The 17,087-nt window shown below is 64.6% G+C and carries 15 protein-coding genes; 13 read left to right on the plus strand and 2 right to left on the minus strand.

Translation table 11 applies throughout. The features are described 5' to 3' along the window. The first annotated feature begins 12 nt into the window (after positions 1-12). The 11 genes from ACJH6I_RS26010 (at position 13) to ACJH6I_RS26060 (ending at position 12,942) form a co-directional block, all read left to right on the plus strand. A complete protein-coding gene (locus ACJH6I_RS26010) occupies positions 13-900 on the plus strand; it encodes an ABC transporter permease (RefSeq protein WP_406784748.1) in 888 nt (295 codons plus the stop codon). Continuing rightward, positions 897-1,646 (plus strand): ABC transporter ATP-binding protein, encoded by a 750-nt coding sequence (locus tag ACJH6I_RS26015; protein WP_406784749.1) that lies wholly within the window; start codon positions 897-899, stop codon positions 1,644-1,646. Before ACJH6I_RS26010 ends, ACJH6I_RS26015 begins: the two co-directional genes overlap by 4 nt. A 29-nt stretch (positions 1,647-1,675) precedes the next feature. Next, on the plus strand, positions 1,676-3,160 hold the full coding sequence (locus ACJH6I_RS26020) for a SulP family inorganic anion transporter (RefSeq protein WP_406784750.1): 1,485 nt from the start codon (positions 1,676-1,678) through the stop codon (positions 3,158-3,160). 96 nt (positions 3,161-3,256) lie between these two features. Continuing rightward, complete coding sequence (locus tag ACJH6I_RS26025) at positions 3,257-3,850, plus strand: DsbA family protein (protein ID WP_406784766.1); 594 nt, start codon at positions 3,257-3,259, stop codon at positions 3,848-3,850. Between the two features lie 376 nt (positions 3,851-4,226). Then, positions 4,227-4,427 (plus strand): hypothetical protein, encoded by a 201-nt coding sequence (locus ACJH6I_RS26030; protein ID WP_061007255.1) that lies wholly within the window; start codon positions 4,227-4,229, stop codon positions 4,425-4,427. A gap of 188 nt (positions 4,428-4,615) precedes the next feature. Continuing rightward, positions 4,616-6,082 carry a DUF3375 domain-containing protein gene (locus ACJH6I_RS26035; protein ID WP_406784767.1) on the plus strand — a complete coding sequence of 489 codons (1,467 nt, stop codon included), beginning with the start codon at positions 4,616-4,618 and terminating at the stop codon, positions 6,080-6,082. Further along, positions 6,079-6,672, plus strand: coding sequence for a DUF4194 domain-containing protein (locus tag ACJH6I_RS26040; protein ID WP_406784751.1), 594 nt, complete (start codon positions 6,079-6,081; stop codon positions 6,670-6,672). The genes ACJH6I_RS26035 and ACJH6I_RS26040 overlap by 4 nt, the downstream gene beginning before the upstream one ends. After that, complete coding sequence (locus tag ACJH6I_RS26045) at positions 6,665-10,048, plus strand: ATP-binding protein (RefSeq protein WP_406784752.1); 3,384 nt, start codon at positions 6,665-6,667, stop codon at positions 10,046-10,048. The genes ACJH6I_RS26040 and ACJH6I_RS26045 overlap by 8 nt, the downstream gene beginning before the upstream one ends. Continuing rightward, positions 10,045-11,214, plus strand: coding sequence for a Wadjet anti-phage system protein JetD domain-containing protein (locus tag ACJH6I_RS26050; RefSeq protein WP_226521092.1), 1,170 nt, complete (start codon positions 10,045-10,047; stop codon positions 11,212-11,214). The genes ACJH6I_RS26045 and ACJH6I_RS26050 overlap by 4 nt, the downstream gene beginning before the upstream one ends. Positions 11,215-11,368: 154 nt before the next feature. Next, positions 11,369-11,662, plus strand: a complete 294-nt coding sequence (locus ACJH6I_RS26055) for a helix-turn-helix domain-containing protein (protein WP_226521093.1) — start codon at positions 11,369-11,371, stop codon at positions 11,660-11,662. Beyond that, positions 11,662-12,942, plus strand: coding sequence for a type II toxin-antitoxin system HipA family toxin (locus ACJH6I_RS26060; RefSeq protein WP_406784753.1), 1,281 nt, complete (start codon positions 11,662-11,664; stop codon positions 12,940-12,942). The genes ACJH6I_RS26055 and ACJH6I_RS26060 overlap by 1 nt, the downstream gene beginning before the upstream one ends. A gap of 98 nt (positions 12,943-13,040) precedes the next feature. Here ACJH6I_RS26060 and ACJH6I_RS26065 read toward each other — a convergent pair whose 3' ends face one another. Beyond that, positions 13,041-13,631 carry a TIGR03086 family metal-binding protein gene (locus ACJH6I_RS26065; protein WP_406784754.1) on the minus strand — a complete coding sequence of 197 codons (591 nt, stop codon included), beginning with the start codon at positions 13,629-13,631 and terminating at the stop codon, positions 13,041-13,043. Between the two features lie 100 nt (positions 13,632-13,731). Here ACJH6I_RS26065 and ACJH6I_RS26070 point away from each other — a divergent pair, with 100 nt between their 5' ends. Beyond that, the gene (locus ACJH6I_RS26070; protein WP_267325346.1) at positions 13,732-15,150 is read left to right on the plus strand and encodes an SDR family oxidoreductase; all 1,419 of its coding nucleotides are present in this window, start codon (positions 13,732-13,734) and stop codon (positions 15,148-15,150) included. Between the two features lie 25 nt (positions 15,151-15,175). On the opposite strand, the gene ACJH6I_RS26075 is transcribed toward ACJH6I_RS26070, so the two are convergent. Beyond that, complete coding sequence (locus ACJH6I_RS26075) at positions 15,176-16,465, minus strand: DUF2786 domain-containing protein (protein ID WP_406784755.1); 1,290 nt, start codon at positions 16,463-16,465, stop codon at positions 15,176-15,178. Between the two features lie 214 nt (positions 16,466-16,679). Between ACJH6I_RS26075 and ACJH6I_RS26080 the strand changes: the two genes are divergently transcribed. Further along, the gene (locus ACJH6I_RS26080; protein ID WP_406784756.1) at positions 16,680-17,078 is read left to right on the plus strand and encodes a DUF4267 domain-containing protein; all 399 of its coding nucleotides are present in this window, start codon (positions 16,680-16,682) and stop codon (positions 17,076-17,078) included. Positions 17,079-17,087 lie beyond the last annotated feature (9 nt).

A 17,087-nucleotide genomic window follows, 5' to 3' on the forward strand; every position in this document is an offset into this window, starting at 1 on the left:
GAAAGGAAACGCATGACCGAGCTCATGACCAGACCCACGTTGGCCGTCCCTCGACTGTGGTCACCGGCGAACCGCACCGGAAAGTCTTTGCGGCACAAAATGGCCGACCTGCTGTCGACGTCCGCCGCACGGCGGGTCCCGGCACTGCTGCTGCCACTCATCCCAATTGCCGTCTTTCTGACGCTGTGGCATCTGCTGACGGCCCACAACGTCGTCGCATGGTTGCGCTTCAACCGGATGCCGGCGCCGGAGGCTGTGTTCCACACGCTGATGGCGCGGGCCAGCTCGAGCGGCTTCTATGACGACCTGCTGGCGAGCCTGCAGCGCATTCTGCTGGGCTTCGGTCTGGCGGCGGTGATCGGCATCGGGTTGGGTGTGTTGATCGGCCGCTCGGAGATCGCTCGAATGACGTTGCGGCCGTTCATCGAACTGATTCGGCCCATCCCGGCGATCGCGCTGGTGCCGCTTACCATCCTGCTGTTCCCATCCAGCGAGCAGGGGATCGTGTTCATCACGTTCTTCGCCGCGTTCTTCCCGGTGGTGGTCAGCACCATCCACGCCATGGACTCGATGCCGAAGGTGTGGGAGGAAGCCGCACGGACCATGGGCGCCGGCCGAATGTCGTTGTTGCTCCACGTGATCATCCCGGGAGCGCTGCCGGGCATCTTCGCCGGACTCTCGGTCGCGATGGGTGTGGCGTGGATCTGCGTGGTCAGCGCCGAGATGATCTCGGGCCAGTACGGCATCGGCTACTACACGTGGCAGGCCTACGGGTTGCTCGACTACGCCGGTGTCGTGGTCGGCATGATCTCCATCGGTGCGCTGGGACTCGGTACCGCGTGGTTGGTGGAGCGGGTCGGACGGCGGGTCAACCGCTGGCTGCCGAGGGCCGCCCGATGAGCGCCGGCGCCGTCGATCTGCAGCAGCTGCAACTGGGCTTCAATGGTGTGGTCGCCGCCAACATCAGCCTGGCCATCGAGGGTGGCGAAGTGGTCGTCTTCCTCGGGCCGTCCGGCTGCGGCAAGTCGACCATCTTGCGGGCGCTGGCCGGGCTGCTCAAGCCCATGGGCGGCACCGCCACGGTGGACGGGGCACCCGTCACCGGCAATGCGGCCCAGTGCGCCATGGTGTTTCAGGAGGACGCGCTGTTTCCGTGGCGCAGTGCGCTCAAGAACGTCGAGTTTCCGCTCAAGCTCCGTGGCGTGCGCGGCAAGGAGCTCAAGGAGACGGCGACGGCACGGCTCGAGCAGGTCGGACTCGGTGCCTACCTCGATCACCTGCCGAGCCAGCTCTCAGGCGGTATGCGCCAGCGGGTGCAGCTGGCCCGCACTCTGGCCTGCAAGCCGCGGGTGATGCTGATGGATGAGCCGTTCGGCGCGCTGGACGCGCAGACCCGGCTGGAGATGCAGCAGCTGCTGATGTCGGTGTGGGAGCAACACAAGATGACGCTGCTGTTCGTCACCCACGACGTCGACGAGGCGCTGCTGCTGGCTGACCGGGTTGTGCTGCTCAGCCACCGGCCCGCCACTGTCGCCGATGTCATCACCATCGAGCAACCCCGCACGCCCGAGGCGCAATTCGAGGAGTCCTACCAGCGGCGCCGCCGCGACATCCTGGACTTCCTCGGCCATCGCCCGGCTGCCTGACCAAACTGGCTTTCCGCCAAGGAGATTCGATGAGCATCACCCTGCTCGGGTTCCGCGCGTCCACATCCCGTGCCGACCGGCCGTCCCTGCGCTCACCCGCCGTGCTGCGCACTGAGGTGCTGGCCGGTCTGGTCGTCGGGCTGGCGCTGATCCCGGAGGCCATCGCCTTCTCCGTCATTGCGGGCGTCGACCCCCGCGTTGGGCTGTTCTCGTCGGTGACCATGGCGATCACCATCGCGTTCGCCGGGGGACGCCCGGCCATGGTGTCGGCCGCGACGGCGGCGGTGGCACTGGTCGTCGCGCCGGTGGCTCACGAACACGGCGTCGGGCATCTGGTGGCCACCATCGCGTTGGCCGGGGTGATCCAGATGCTGCTGGCGTTTCTCGGGGTCGCCAAGTTGATGCGGTTCATTCCGCGCAGCGTGATGGTCGGCTTCGTCAACGCACTCGCGATCCTGGTATTTGTCGCCCAGCTTCGGCACCTGATCGACGTGCCGTGGCTGGTATATCCGCTCACCGCGGCGGGCATCGCGATCATGGTGCTGCTGCCCAAGCTGACCACCGCGGTGCCGCCACCACTGGTCGTGGTGCTGGTGCTGACCGTGGCGGTCGTGGCCTTCGGGTGGCACGTCCCGAACGTGGGAGATCAAGGGGCCCTGCCGGATTCGCTGCCGATGCCCCGTATACCGCACGTGCCGGTCGATCTGCAGACGCTGCAGATCATCGCGCCGTACGCGGTGGGGGCAGCACTGGTCGGGCTGCTGGAATCGCTGATGACGGCCAAACTCGTCGACGACATCACCGATACGCCGTCGAACAAGACCCGGGAGGCGTGCGGGCAGGGCATCGCCAACGTGGTGACCGCGCTGTTCGGCGGCATGGGTGGTTGCGCAGTGGTGGGGCAGACGATGATGAACGTCAAGATCGCCGGCGCCCGGACGCGGCTCTCGACGCTACTCACCGGGGTGTTCGTCCTGATCCTGGTGCTGGCCCTCGGGGACCTGGTCGGCCGGATCCCGATGGCGGCCCTGGTCGCGGTGATGATCGTGGTCTCGGTGGCCACCTTCGACTGGCACAGCGTGGCGCCGCGGACGCTGAAAGTGTTGCCGCGCAGCGAAACTCTTGTGATGGTCATCACGGTGTGCGCGACCGTCGCCACCGGGAACCTGGCGATCGGCGTCGCGCTCGGTGTGCTGGCCGCGATGGTCGCTTTCGCGCGCCGGGTCGCGCATTTCACCTCGGTGTCGTTGATGGAGCCGGGGACGTACCGGGTGAGCGGCGACCTGTTCTTCGTATCGAGCAACGATCTGGTTCATCAGTTCGACTACGCGGGTGACCCCGCCGACGTCGTCGTGGACTTGTCGGGCACCGCGGTGTGGGATGCCTCGTCTGTCGCGACGCTGGATGCGATCCGGATGAAGTACGCGTCGCGCGGAAAGACGGTGCAGTTCGTTGGTCTCGACGACGCGAGCTCGGACCGGCTGAATCGGTTGTCGGGACGTCTCGGAATTTAGCGGCCAGCGGCCGCGCCGTTGCGCCAGAATGGAGGCGTGAACGTGAACTGGCGAGGTGTCCTCGGTGTCGTTGTCGGGCTGCTGATCGGGCTGCTCATGGGCGGACCGATCGCCGGCCAGGCGCACGCCGCCGCGGCCGCGCCCGCCGGGGACGTCATCTCCATCGGTGACCCGCACGCGCTCGGGCAGATCGACCTCTACCTGGATCCCATCTGCCCGTTCAGCGGCAAGTTGATCCGGTCCGACGGCGAGGAGCTGGGGCGGCGCATCGACAGCGGCGCGCTGCGGGTGAACGTCCGCTTGGTGAACTTCCTCGAAAAGTACTCGGCCAGTGGCACATACGACCGGCGCGCGATCTACGCAGCCTTCGTCGCGGCCGGCGAATCGAAGTCGAGTGAGGTCGCGTGGCGCTTCATCCAGCAGATCTTCTCGAAGGAGAACCAGCCACGCGAAGGCGGCGACACGGACCTGAGCAACGACCAGTTGGCCGAGCTGGCTGGTCGGGCGGGTGCGCCGCAGTCGGCGCAGGACCTGATCCGGCTCGGCCTGCCCGTCGGCTACGACGCCAAAGTCATCGCCGCCAACAACCTCAAGCTTCTGCATGAGTTTCCGGAGCCGGGGGTGCCGCTCGTCGTCATCGATGGGCAGGTCGTCAACGACGAGGAGTGGCTGAGTCGGCTGCCGGCCTGACCAGGACCACGCCTAGGGGCTGACCGGCGGCCGGTGCTGGCGCCGGGCGTAGCGGCGCACGTAGAGGGTGGCACCGAGCGGTTCGGATGGTTCCTCGGCACGTGGTTGCCCTGGCTTGCTACGTCGGGCGTGGCGGGTGGCGTGGTCCGCCGCAGCGGGTCGGATCAGCAGGCGACACGTTCGGCGTAGCGCTGCAGCTCAGGTAGGCGTCTTCGCGGTCGGTCCCGCTCTGTCCCCTGATCGGGGGACAGGAGTTTCACCCGGCGCAGGGGCCGGTCGGCGGATACAGGTCGACGGCTGTCGGCGGCATTCTTAGTTCAACACCGGAACACACCGGACAAGAACTTGAAAAGCCTTACCCGCCAAAGGAGTCGACATGAACATCACCCGCCGCATCGCCGCCGGTTTCGCCCTCGCTGCCGCGCCGGCCGTCATCTTCCTCGGTGCCGCCACCGCGCACGCCGACGTCACGACTGCCAGCAGCCCGGTCGGCACGCACCACGCGTTCCCGCACCAGCAGAACGCCCCGCAGCCGGGCAGCCCGGTGCATCATCACCACCAGCACAACCACCGCTGAGACTTGCTGTCACCGCTGAGGCCGCCCCTGTCATCGACGGGGCGGCCTTACGCAGCTTGAGTGGTGGTGTGTGCACAGGGTGCAGGTCGGCTACTTCGCGATGAACACCGCGGTGTCAACGGAAGGTACGGGTCGATTCCGGTCTGATGTGTGCGGGCTACCGAGCGTAGATTTTGGGCAACGGTGTGATGCTGTCGGTGCGCCTGCCTACCCTCGATAGCGTGGACTATCAAGAGGTCAGTGCGTTGCGGGAGCGGCATCCTGCCTGGCGGCTGCTGCGTGCAGGCAATGCCACGCTCATCCTGTCCTTCCTAGGGGAGTTCTTCGTCGAGGGCAATCGTGGCGCGTGCTCTGCCAGCGAGGTCGCCGGTGCGCTCGATGAGCATCTTTATGCGCTGAATGCCCACGAGGTCCGGTACCCCAAGGAGCCGCGCGCCTATCTGGAAGATTGGGCGGCTACGGAGGCTGGATACCTGCGGCGGTTCTACCCACCAGGCGACGACGAGGTTCACTACGAGGTGACACCGGCATTCGAGAAGTCCTATTCCTGGGTTCTCAATCTGCGGGGGCGGTCCTTCGTCGGCACCGAATCGAGATTGCACACCGTTGTCGAACTACTGCGTCAGATTGTGCACGGAACCGAAGTTCAACCCGAAGTGCGGACTGCTGAATTGCGTCGGCGCAGAGCTGAACTCGATGCGGAGATCGGCTCGATTGAAGCGGGCAACGTCCCCATGTTGGACGCCACCGGCGTACGTGACCGCTATCAGCAGTTGTCGGCAACGGCCCGCGAACTGCTAGCGGATTTCCGCGAAGTCGAAGACAATTTCCGGTTGTTGGATCGAGCCGCGCGGGAGAAGATCGCGGCTTGGGAAGGAGCTAAGGGCGAATTGCTCGCGGAGTTGGTTGGTAGCCGCTCGGAGATCGCCGGCTCGGATCAAGGACGCAGCTTTCAAGCGTTCTATGACTTCTTGCTCTCCGAACAACGCCAGACAGAGCTGGCCGATCTGCTGGCCAAGGTTACCGCTCTCGACGCGATCGAACCCGATCAGCGGAGCAACAGCGTCAAGGGAATCCACCATGACTGGTCGGAGGCCGCCGACAGGGCGCAGCGCACGGTCCGGCAGATTTCCGAACAGCTGCGACGTTTTCTCGACGATCAAGTCTGGCTGGAGAACCGCCGTGTGTTGGACCTCGTCCGGGCAGTGGAGACGGCCGCCCTTGAGGTGCGCAGGAACCCGCCGTCATTCGGTCTCGAGGTCGACGAGCCGGGCATCGAAATCGCACTGCCCTTCGAGCGTCCGCTGTATCAGCCGCCGGTGGCGGTTGCTGTCGAGAGTCACATAAGCGAAGCCACCGAGCAGGTCGACGCCGCACTATTGTTCGACCAGACGTACATCGACCAGGTACGACTGGCCGAGACTATCCGCGCTGTGCTGCCTCGCAATACATCAGCACTGCTATCCGATGTGATCGCTGCTCACCCGATTGAACAGGGTGCGGCCGAGATCGTCGGCTACCTTGCGCTGAACGATGAGGATGTGAGCATCGACATGGACGAGACCGAGGAGACCATTCTGGAATACGTGGACGTTGCCGATTCCGACCTCATCAAGCGCGCCAGACTACCTAAAGTGACGGTACGACGGCGATGAGTACGGACCGTGATGTCGCGGCCGCCATCATCCGGCTAATGCAGGGTGTCGTCTACCGCACCTCCGACGAGGACACCTGGCTGGTCCTAGAACGTCAGGGTGCCGGTGTGCGTGACCATTTCGCCACCATTGGCGTCGACGTCGTCATTGATGAGGCCGAGGGTTACGCATACCTGCGTTCGCGGTCGGAGGAAGAAGGTGTGGAGGCGCTACCGCGTCTGGTGCGCCGGCGGGCGCTCACCTACAACGTCAGCCTGCTGTTAGTCCTGTTGCGCAAACGCCTGGTTGAATTCGAAACCAGTGGTGGTGAGGGAAGATTGGTTCTCAGCACTGACCAGATCATTGAACTGCTGCGACTGTTCCAAGCGGAATCTACGAACGATGCCCGTGTTGTCGACCAAGCAGAGGCCACAATCAAGAAGGCTGCCGAGCTCGGGTTCCTGCGACAGCTCCGCGGTCAGCGCGATCATTGGGAGGTGCGGCGCATCCTCAAGGCCTACGTCGATGCACAGACCCTAGCCGACTTCGCCGGCAAGCTGCGCGAGTACGCAGGGCTTCCTGTCGGCGATGAGCGAGCGAACCGTGAGTGAAACTCTCTCCGACGCAGTGGAACTCGTTGATGGACAGCGAGCCGGATACCGGCTGCAATACGCCGAAGTTTATAACTGGGGAACCTTCGACGACCACGTATGGCGCTTCACGCCCGGTACCGATACGGCGCTGTTGACCGGTGACATCGGCTCAGGCAAGTCAACGATAGTCGACGCGCTCACGACCTTACTTGTTCCCTCGCACAAGGCCGCCTACAACAAGGCCGCCGGTGCAGACGCCAAGGAACGTACGCTGCGCTCCTACGTCGAGGGTCACTACAAGTCCGAGCGCAACGAGACCACTGGCAAATCCCGCCCAAAAGGCTTGCGTGAGAACAAGCGCACCTACTCGGTGATTCTCGGTGTCTTCCACAATCACGGCTACGACGAGACGGTCACGCTGGCCCAGGTGTTTCAGCAACGCGAGAGTACCGGTCAGCCGTACCGGTTCTTCGTGACCGCGATCAGAGAGCTGTCGGTCGCCGGTGATTTCGCTGATTTTGGTACTGACTTGCGCGAGCTGCGCCGACGCCTGAGGGCGGCAGGCGCGGAAATTTTCGACGAGTTTCCCAAGTACGCGACTTCGTTGCGTCGTCTGCTCGGTATCCGATCGGACCAGGCACTAGAGCTGTTCCATCAGACAGTGTCGATGAAATCCGTTGGCAACCTCAATGATTTCGTCCGTGATCACATGTTGGAACCGAGTGACTCGACTGACCGGGTTCGTGACATCATCGGACACTTCGACGACCTATCCAAGGCTCACGACGCCGTCAAGCGGGCCCGCGAGCAGCTCGAGGCTCTCCAACCTATCGTGGAAACGGCGGCCAAGTACGACGCTGCACTTGCCGAACGCGACGGACTCGATCATGAACGGTCCGCAGTCAGGTCGTACATCGCAGAACTTCGGTCCGGTCTGCTCTTTGCGGAGATCACGCGGCTAGAGGCAGAGGGCGCGGCCCTGTGGGCGCAGCAGGACGCGGCCGAATCGGAGCAGCGACGGCTAAACCACGAACGTGAATCCCTGATCGAAGAGCGCGCGAAGGCGGGTGGGGATCGGATCGGAGAGCTGGAACGACTGGCAGCCGAGGCACGCGCTCAAACAGAAGCACGCCAACAGACCAGGGTCCTATTTGATGCCGCCGTCTCTGACGCTGGCCTGGACTCGGTCTCCGACGAGCGGGCGTTCGCCGCGCTGTCAACGTTGGTTGGCGCCGAACGTCCCCGCTTGACCAATCGGAAGCGCGATATGGACACGGCCGTTGTCGACGCGATCGGACGGGAGCGAGAAATTCGACGAAAGTGCGAGGTCCTTACAGGGGAGATCGGCAGCCTGGAACAGCGCACCAACAACCTGCCGCATGAACAAGTGGCCATCCGGGCCGAATTGTGTTCCGCGCTGAATCTGACGCCGGGGGAATTACCTTATGCCGGGGAGCTTCTCGACGTAGACGACGAGCACTCGCAATGGCGAGGCGCTGCCGAACGCGTGCTCCGCGGGTTTGCGCTGTCCCTGCTGGTGCCGCAACGACATTATGACGCTGTCGCCGCATGGGTGAATGGACGCAGCCTCACAGTTGCGGGGCGGGGAGCCAAGTTGGTCTACGAGCGAGTACCGGCGCACCGGGTACGGCTGCAGCCGACGGTCGAGGATGGGCTGCTGCTGGCTGACTGCATCGATTTGCGGGAAGGGCCATTCACGGAGTACCTCCGCCACGAGCTGATGAAGCGGGCCAACTTTCGTTGCGCGGCGACACTCGATGAGTTCCGCAATTATCCCCGCGCCGTCACCCGTGAGGGACAAGTGCGCTCGGGTGACCGGCACGAAAAGGACGATCGACACCGCGTCGACGATCCGCGGCGCTGGGTGCTGGGCTGGATCAATGAACGCAAGATTGCCGCGCTGCGCAACGAGTTGACCGAGCTGCAACAGGAGCATTCGGAGGCAACCGATGTTGCTACGCAGTTGGGCGAGCAGAGGGAGGCGCTGCAGCAACGGCTCGATGCGTTCCTGCGCGTCGAGGGGTTCCGCTCGTGGGCCGACCTTGATGTCGACGAGGCTGCGTCGCGTGCCGCGGCACATGACGCCGAACGTGTCCGTTTGCAGTCCGGTTCGTCGCGGTTGGAAGAGATCACCCTGGCGCTGGAACGCAATGCTGAGCAATCCTCTGCCGCAACGAAACTGAGCAGGGAGATCACCGGGCGGCTCGCCACCACGGCGGCGTCCGTGCAGCGCGCGAAGCAAGACCGTGCGCGGGACGACGATTTCGTCGCTGCTCAGCCGGAGCGTCAACTGGAAACCGCCCGGGCGTCGTACCACGCACTCGACGAACGCCTCGGGGAGCGCCGGCCCAAACAGGCAGCGCAATGTGCCGAAATCGAGACGACACTGTCAGCGGACTTGCATCGACGCATCGAGCGGCTTTCTGGTCAACTAAATGGCCACGCGCTGAACCTGACTCAGTACATGAGCGAAGTGCTGCGTCGGTGGCCCGAGCAGCGCGCCGATATGGACGCAACCGTCGCTGCTCGCGGCGACTTCCTCGCGTTTCGTGACCGCGTCGCTACCGACGACTTGCCGCGTTTCGAGAGCGAATTCAAAGAACAGCTGAATAAGAACGCCATCCAAGAACTCGCCGGGTTCAATAACTGGCTGGGGCGGCAGGCGTCAGCCATCGATGAGCGAGTCGACCGGATCAACGATGCGCTCGGCGCAGTGCCATACAACCCGGGCCGCTTCATTCGTTTGGAGAAAGAACCCACCACTAATCAGGATGTCGCACAGTTCCGTTCGGATCTGCGTAGCCTGACCAACGACATGCTGGCTGTCGACGGCGACCAGTACTCGGAGCAGCGGTTCCTGGATGTGAAGAGGATCATCGAGCGGTTCCGTGGGCGGGACGGTTACGCTGAATCGGACAAGAACTGGACCCGCCGGGTAACCGACGTGCGCAACTGGTTCGTCTTCTCGGCCTCTGAACGCGACGTGAACACAGACGTCGAGTGGGAGCACTACAGCGACTCGGACGGCAAGTCCGGGGGGCAGAAAGAGAAGCTTGCCTACACGATTCTTGCGGCCTCACTGGCCTACCAATTTGGCCTCGAATGGGGAGTCTCTCAGTCGCGTGACTTCCGATTCGCGGTGATCGACGAGGCGTTCGGACGCGGTTCGGATGTCTCCACGCGATATGCGCTGGAGTTGTTCGCGACGCTGGGGCTGCAGCTGTTGATTGTTACGCCGCTGCAGAAGGTGCACGTGATCGAGCCGTATGTGAAAGCCATTGGTATCGTGGATAATCCGGCCGGTACATACTCCCGGCTACAGACCATGACAATCGAGGAGTACCGCAGCCGTCGTGACGGATCCTCGGTATGAACGCTGCTTGGACCTCGGCTGAGGATGTAGCCGCACGGGTCAAGCGTCGGTGGGATGACGGGTCGCTACTGCGGAGCTACGCCAACGCCGAGCCGTTCGCGCCGATCGAGGTGCCGCTACGCGGCCCCACGCTTGCTCAGATCGGTGACGACATCGCTGCCGCGCGTGATTGGGTCGTGGCCTTGGACGGTGGTCGCGGCAACGACGTCCGTTACGCGCTGGAATGGAAGACCGTCGGCGGCAGACAGATTGGTCGCAATGCAGTACCTATCCGCGCGGTGGTTTCTTCGTACGAACAGGCCTGGACGTTGCTTGGCGTGGTGGCGACAGTCCGCCGTTTCGATAGACTGCTGACGCTGACAGCGCAGCATAAGCCTGTCCGTGACTGGATTGCTTCGTACCCGCACCGTGCTCTGTCACTGGTATCGGAGATGCCGCGCTTGGTCGCAGCGTACGAGTGGCTGGACGGTCACCGGCACTCACAGCGATATCTGCGGGAGCTCAGCGCCCCCGGGGTCGATACTAAGTTCGCCGAGCGTTATCGGTCCGATCTGGCTGGAATGCTTGGTGTTTCGTCATCGCCTGGCGGATTTCTGGCTGATTTGGGCCTGCGGGCCAAGCCCAGTCTTCTGCGGTTGCGCCCTTCGTCGTCGTTGGGCCTTCCGGTACCGCTGACTGAGGTTGCGGCACGGACCGACGAACTGGCGCAGTTGGACGTGCAACCGCATGTTGCGCTGATCATCGAGAACGAGATCAGTTATCTCAGCGCTGCAGTACCTCCAAATGGTGTGGTGATCTGGGGCAAGGGTTTCGATGTCGACAATGCCGGGAAGCTGCAGTGGCTGGCCGGTGCAGACGTCATTTACTGGGGTGACATCGACACGCATGGTTTCGCGATACTCGATCGTCTGCGGGCCTGGCTGCCAAGCGCGCGCTCGGTGCTGATGGACCGGGAGACCTTGCTGACGCACCGCGACCGTTGGGTGAGTGAGGATCGTCCGGCAAAATCGCTACTCACTCGACTGACTGCTGACGAGTACCGCCTGTACTCCGAGTTGGTCGAAGGGGGGTTGGGGGACGGCGTGCGTCTCGAGCAAGAGCGGGTGGACTGGTCTTGGGTCGAGCAGCGGTTGCGTCTCGCGCAGGAGCGCACTGCAGAGGCATAGGCTCGAAGCTGGGACCTACAGTGCACCGCTGATGCGTGAGTGGCCGAGTGGCACCGCTTCTGAAGTGCGAAGAGTTGCCGAACGGCATCTTTCGCGAATGTTGTCGAACGGCTACAATCTGTGATGTTGTCGAACGACTACATGAGGTGTCGAAATGCAAGTCAAGACGATGGGTGACCTTGGTGCGCTCGTTCGTTCGGCGCGCACCGCCCGCGGGATGACGCAGGCCGATCTTGCGGCGCAACTGCACACGAGCCGAGATTGGGTAATTCGTTTGGAGAAAGGGCACCCGCGGCTCGAAGCGCAACGGGTTCTCGATGCGCTGCGTGTCGTTGGTATTGATCTCGAGGCCGTCGTTTCCGGGACACCGTTGAAAACTCCTTCGAAATCGCAACAGCAAGTTCCCCGTGACCCGTTTGACGCGCTCTTCGGCCCGAAGAAGGCGTAGTGGCGACTCGAACGTTACGTGTCTACCTTGACGGAACTCCTATCGGAACGGTCGCGCAATCGTCGCAGGGCGCGCTGAGTTTCAGCTACGACGACGAGTACCTCGAACAAGGTGATCCGACGCCGTTGTCGTTGTCGTTGCCGGTCCTGTCAAAGCGGCACCGGGACAAGGCGGTCCGCGCATATCTTGAGGGCCTGCTGCCTGACAGCGAAGGAGCGCGACAGCGATGGGGACGCGAATACAACGTGTCGCCGAACAATCCGTTTTCACTGCTCGCTCATGTCGGTCGCGATGCGGCCGGCGCAGTTCAGATTCTTCCGTCTGACCTCGACCCGGCCGATGCGCGTGATCGAACCGGTGACATCGACTGGCTCAGAGATACCGACTTCGCCGAGCTGGTGCGTCACCTCGCTACCCATCAATCCGACTGGGACCCAGGGAGATTCGGGGGGCGGTGGAGTCTCGCCGGCGCCCAACCGAAAGCAGCGCTGTTCCGTGACCCGGCGTCAGGGCGATTCGGTATTCCGCGTGACGCCACGCCGACGACCGTGATCGTCAAGCCTGCGATCGCTGGTTATGCCCGTCACCACATCAACGAGGCGCTGTGTCTGAGCGCCGCCGGTGAGGCTGGTCTACTTGCGGCTGGATCCGAGGTAGTCGAGATCGCTGACGTTCAGGTACTGATCTCGATGCGCTACGACCGGCTTCATGACGGGACCGCGTGGCGCCGGGTCCATCAAGAGGACATGTGCCAGGCATTGTCGGTACACCCCAGCTTGAAGTACCAGTCCGACGGAGGGCCGGGGGTGGGCAAGATCGCGGATCTACTCGCCAGGCTCCCGATCGAGGACCGCGAGGTCAATGCCGAGCGCTTCTTCAAAGCTCTGGCATACAACGTGCTGATCGGAGGAACGGACGCTCACGCTAAGAACTACTCGCTGGTCCTCATTGGCGCGCGGGCGCAGGTATCGCCCCTGTATGACGTAGCGTCGGCGGCACCGTACGACCAGCATCAGCGGCTGCTTTCATCGATGAAAATCGGTGACCACTGGAAGATGCTCGACGTTACGAATTCTGATTGGCGCACGGTAGGCCGTCGACTCGGGCTCTCCGGGGACCGGGCCGTGGCTTGGGTTGATGAACTTCGAAAGCAACTTCCTGGTGCGTTCGAGCGGGCGGTTGCTTCGCTGCCGGTGAGTGCGCAGGCAGAGGCAAAACGCATGGGGGACCGGATTGTTGAGCATATTGCTGGAACCTGGAGGCCGAGCTTGAGTAGTTGAGTGCGACGTCCTCGACAGGCCGGACAAGTTTGGACCGTGCGAGACGCAGTCTGTGGCGCGGGTACCGCTCGACTCAGGCGCCAAGGCTCTCATGGGTCTTACGCACTGGGGCTGACGGTCCTGCCGAGGAATGCCATCAGCTTGGTGGTGCGCGACGCACCCGCCGGCGCGGGCTGCTCCGGACCGAATGCACCCGGGCGCCGGAGCATCTGTGCCGGCACCGACTGGACCAGCCCTTCGGCCAGCGTCAGCAGGTCGTCGGGCAGCTCGATCGACTCGCCCAGCGACTGGCGCAGATCCCAGGTGTGCAGCGCCAGGTCGGCAATGGGGAACAGCAGCGCGCGGCGCAGCGGAACCTCGCCCTGCGGGGACTTGCGCGGGGCATCGAGATCCGCCGTGGGTAGGGCGTCACGGAGCCGAATTGCCAACGCGCTCAACTGATCGGCGGGGTTGCCATACATCCAGTCCGACGGTTCGGACGGGCCGTCCCAGAGCTCGCCGTCTTCGGCGAGCACGATGATTCGGGTGGCGCTGCCGGTCGCGTGCGCGACCAGTTCGCGCACCGTCCAGTCCTGCAGGATCGACGGATCATCCCAGCGTTCGGCAGGAACGTCACGGACGGCGGCGGTGAGCAGGTCGAGGGCCTCGACAGCCAACACGCCAAGCTCGGGAGTCGTGTCTTCGCTCATAAAGGCCACCGTACGAGCAGGCACCGACATCGATCCAAAGAATCGAGCGAGCCGGTTCGCTAATTGGCCTGCCGCGGCCCCGTCCCCGTACCCTTCGACGGTGACCGCGATCGATCCTGACCAGCTCAGCACCTGCCTGAAGGTGCTGGCTGAGGTGAGCGCGCTGCCGCCCGAGCACCCCGACGCCATTGCTGTCCGCCAGGCCACCGCGAAGATGTTCAAGGAGCTGAAGAAGGAGCGCCGGGCCGCCGCCCGCGACAAGATCGCGGCCGCTGATCGCGCTGTCATCGCCGCGACCGCCACGGGCGCGCCGGGACGCATCGACGACGAGACGCAGGGCCTGCCCCTGGTGTCCACCGCGGTCGGGGCCACGGCAGGCACGCTGCTGCGCTCACAGCACTGCTACATCTGCAAGAACCACTTCACGGTGGTCGACGCCTTCTACCACCAGCTGTGTCCCGATTGCGCCGCCTTCAACCGGGCCAAGCGGGATGCCCGCACCGACCTGACCGGTCGTACCGCGCTGCTCACGGGTGGACGCGCCAAGATCGGCATGTACATCGCGCTGCGGCTGTTGCGCGACGGCGCGCACACCACGATCACCACCCGGTTCCCCAACGACGCGGTGCGCCGCTTCGCCGCGATGGAGGACAGCGCCGACTGGCTGCACCGGCTGCGCGTGGTGGGGATCGACCTGCGCGACCCCGCCCAGGTGGTCGCCCTGGCCGACGAGGTGGCCGCGCAGGGGCCGCTCGACATTCTGATCAACAATGCGGCGCAGACGGTGCGTCGTCCGCCGGGCTCATACGCCGCGCTGGTCGAGGCCGAGCGCACCCCACCGCCGGAGTTGGTGGACGTCATCACCTTCGACCACGTCAGCGACGCGCATCCGCATGCCCTGGCTGGCAGTCTCGGCGAGCACCCGACGGCGCACGCCCTGACATCGCTTGCGCTGCAAGCACGTAGCGCGTCGCCGGAGCGGATTGCCGCCGGCCTCGCGATCGACGCCGGCGGGCTACTGCCGGACACCGCGTCGGTAAACAGCTGGACCCAACGGGTACACGAGGTCGACGCGATGGAGCTCCTCGAGGTGCAGCTGTGCAACCAGACGGCGCCATTCATTCTGGTGAGCCGGCTGCGCCCGGCGATGGCCGCCTCGTCCGCACGGCGCAAGTACGTGGTGAACGTGTCCGCGATGGAAGGCCAGTTCAGCCGCGGCTACAAGGGGCCTGGGCATCCGCACACCAACATGGCCAAGGCCGCGCTGAACATGCTGACCCGCACGAGCGCGGGGGAGATGCTGGAGCAGGACGGCATTCTCATGACCGCCGTCGACACCGGCTGGATCACCGACGAGCGCCCGCATCCCACCAAGCTGCGGCTGGCCGAGGAAGGCTTCCACGCGCCGCTGGATCTCGTGGATGGTGCTGCGCGCGTGTATGACCCGATTGTGCGCGGGGAATTGGGCGAGGATCTCTACGGATGCTTCTTGAAGGATTACGCGAAGAGTCCTTGGTAGCCAGACCCGTCGGGCCGAGCACCGCTCACCCCGCGATTGGGCGGCGCACATCCAGCTGGGCAAGGTCGGCTGCGATACGCCCGGCTGACCATCCGGCGCCGTCGGACGCCGACATCATGCGGGGGATCGTCGATGGGAAGAGCTTGTCGGTGAGGTCATCGGTTGCCTGGCTGCGCGCTGCCAATACCGGAAGGAGCCTGTCGGCGTCCAGTTCGGCGGCCGCCGTCGTCGAGGTGGCAGTGAGACGTTCACCGATGCGTGCGGCGTACGAGAGCAGAAATGACTGGCGAAACGAGCGGGTCCGGGTTTGCGCGCCGGTGGTCGTGCGGCCCACCGCCAGCATCGCACGGTTGGCCTGCACCAAGAGCGAAGTAGAAAGCAGCTCAACGAATTCAACGTCGCAGTCGGCACCGACGACGGCGACGAATCCGACCTTCTCCGCGCACACGATGCGACACCGGTTGGCGGTAGCCACGGACTGCACCAATGCTGATTTGGCGATGACGTAGGGATTGTCGATCCAGATTCGTCGAGCGGTGGCCTCGGCTGCGCGGCCGCGTTCGTGGTTTCGGATCGCGTGGTGCAGTGAGTATCTGCTCATCAGTTCTTGCGCCTTGGCTGACAGGGTTTCGGCTTCGTCAGGAAAGTTGGTGGCCTCAGCCTTGGCCAGCAGCGCGCGCACCCGGCTGAGCGCTTTGGCGTCGGCCGTATTCGGCTCGACCGCCGAATGCTGGTTCTCGCCGGGCAACGGCTGCAATGGCTGGAGTTTCGGGAGAGTTCCCAAGAACCCAAGCACCTTGAGTACGACGGTCAACGCCGCGTGGTGGTCGACGGCATTGCGGTTCGCCCAGTCCCGTAGCTGCCAAGCGCCGGGCACGACTGTCGCGGGCAACGCGGCGAGTTCGGCGCGCCACCGCGGGTGCAGGGTGGAGACGGGATACTGCCGGGACTCGCGCACGACGGCCTCGGCCAAATAGCCAACTGCTGAAGTGTCGAGGCGGCGGCGGGCGAACTCGTGCAGATCGTTGGGTGACCAACCCACCCGCCACGCGACGGCGATCGCGTCGGTCAGCGCCGCTTCGGCGGCAATGTCGAGATCATTTGCTCGACTGGGGAATTCGTTCAGTAGCTCGGCGGCGTGGAAGTCCGCGTCGTGGGCGGGGCAGTGCGCGTAGTTGTGCAGCGCAGCGGTGAGGTGGTCGAGGATGGCGGCCCGGTCGTACCCGGGATGGGTGCCTCCGCGTTCTCTCCGGGGCGATGTGCGGCGGCGGTCGTGGTGCTTGGCGGTACGCTTCTGGCGGTTACGGCGGCTCATGCCGGGAGTCTGGCGCAACGGTCCGACAAGTAGCCGCGACCACCGCGCACACCGCCGCAGTGTGGTTCAGCGCAACCGGGCCGCGTCGCCGGCGCGGCGCACGTACACGCGGTGAAACGCTGGAGCTGGCAGACCTCGCTGAGCGCGTGTACGGACGGACACGACCGGAGCAACGTGCCCGCACGCGGCGGCCTGACGCCCTACGCTGCGAACCATGTCGATCGACCGTGTTGGGCTCGTCGTCGGTGGTCTCCGCCTGGCGTCGGGGGTCTCGTTTCTGGTCACCCCGGCCCGGGCGAACCGGCTGTGGGGTGACCCCGAGAAGCCGACGGGATCCACGTGGTTGCTGCTGCACTCGATGGGTTACCGCGATGCGTTGATCGGCGGGCTGCTCGCCGCGGCGGCGCTGCGTGGTCGTGACACCCGCGGTTGGTTCCTGGCCTCCGGTGGTGCCGATGCGGCAGACCTGTTGGGCGGCATGGGTGTTCATCACGAGATGAGGCCGTCGCAGAAGTACATCGGTCTCGGCGGCGCCGTCGTCGGGATCGGTGTCGGGTTGTGGGGTGCGACGCGGCGCCGGTCTCTTGGCGGGAGAGCAGCTGTTACTCCCTGACGGTGGCTG

This window comes from Mycobacterium sp. SMC-13 (genome assembly GCF_045311035.1).
GTDB lineage: Bacteria > Actinomycetota > Actinomycetes > Mycobacteriales > Mycobacteriaceae > Mycobacterium.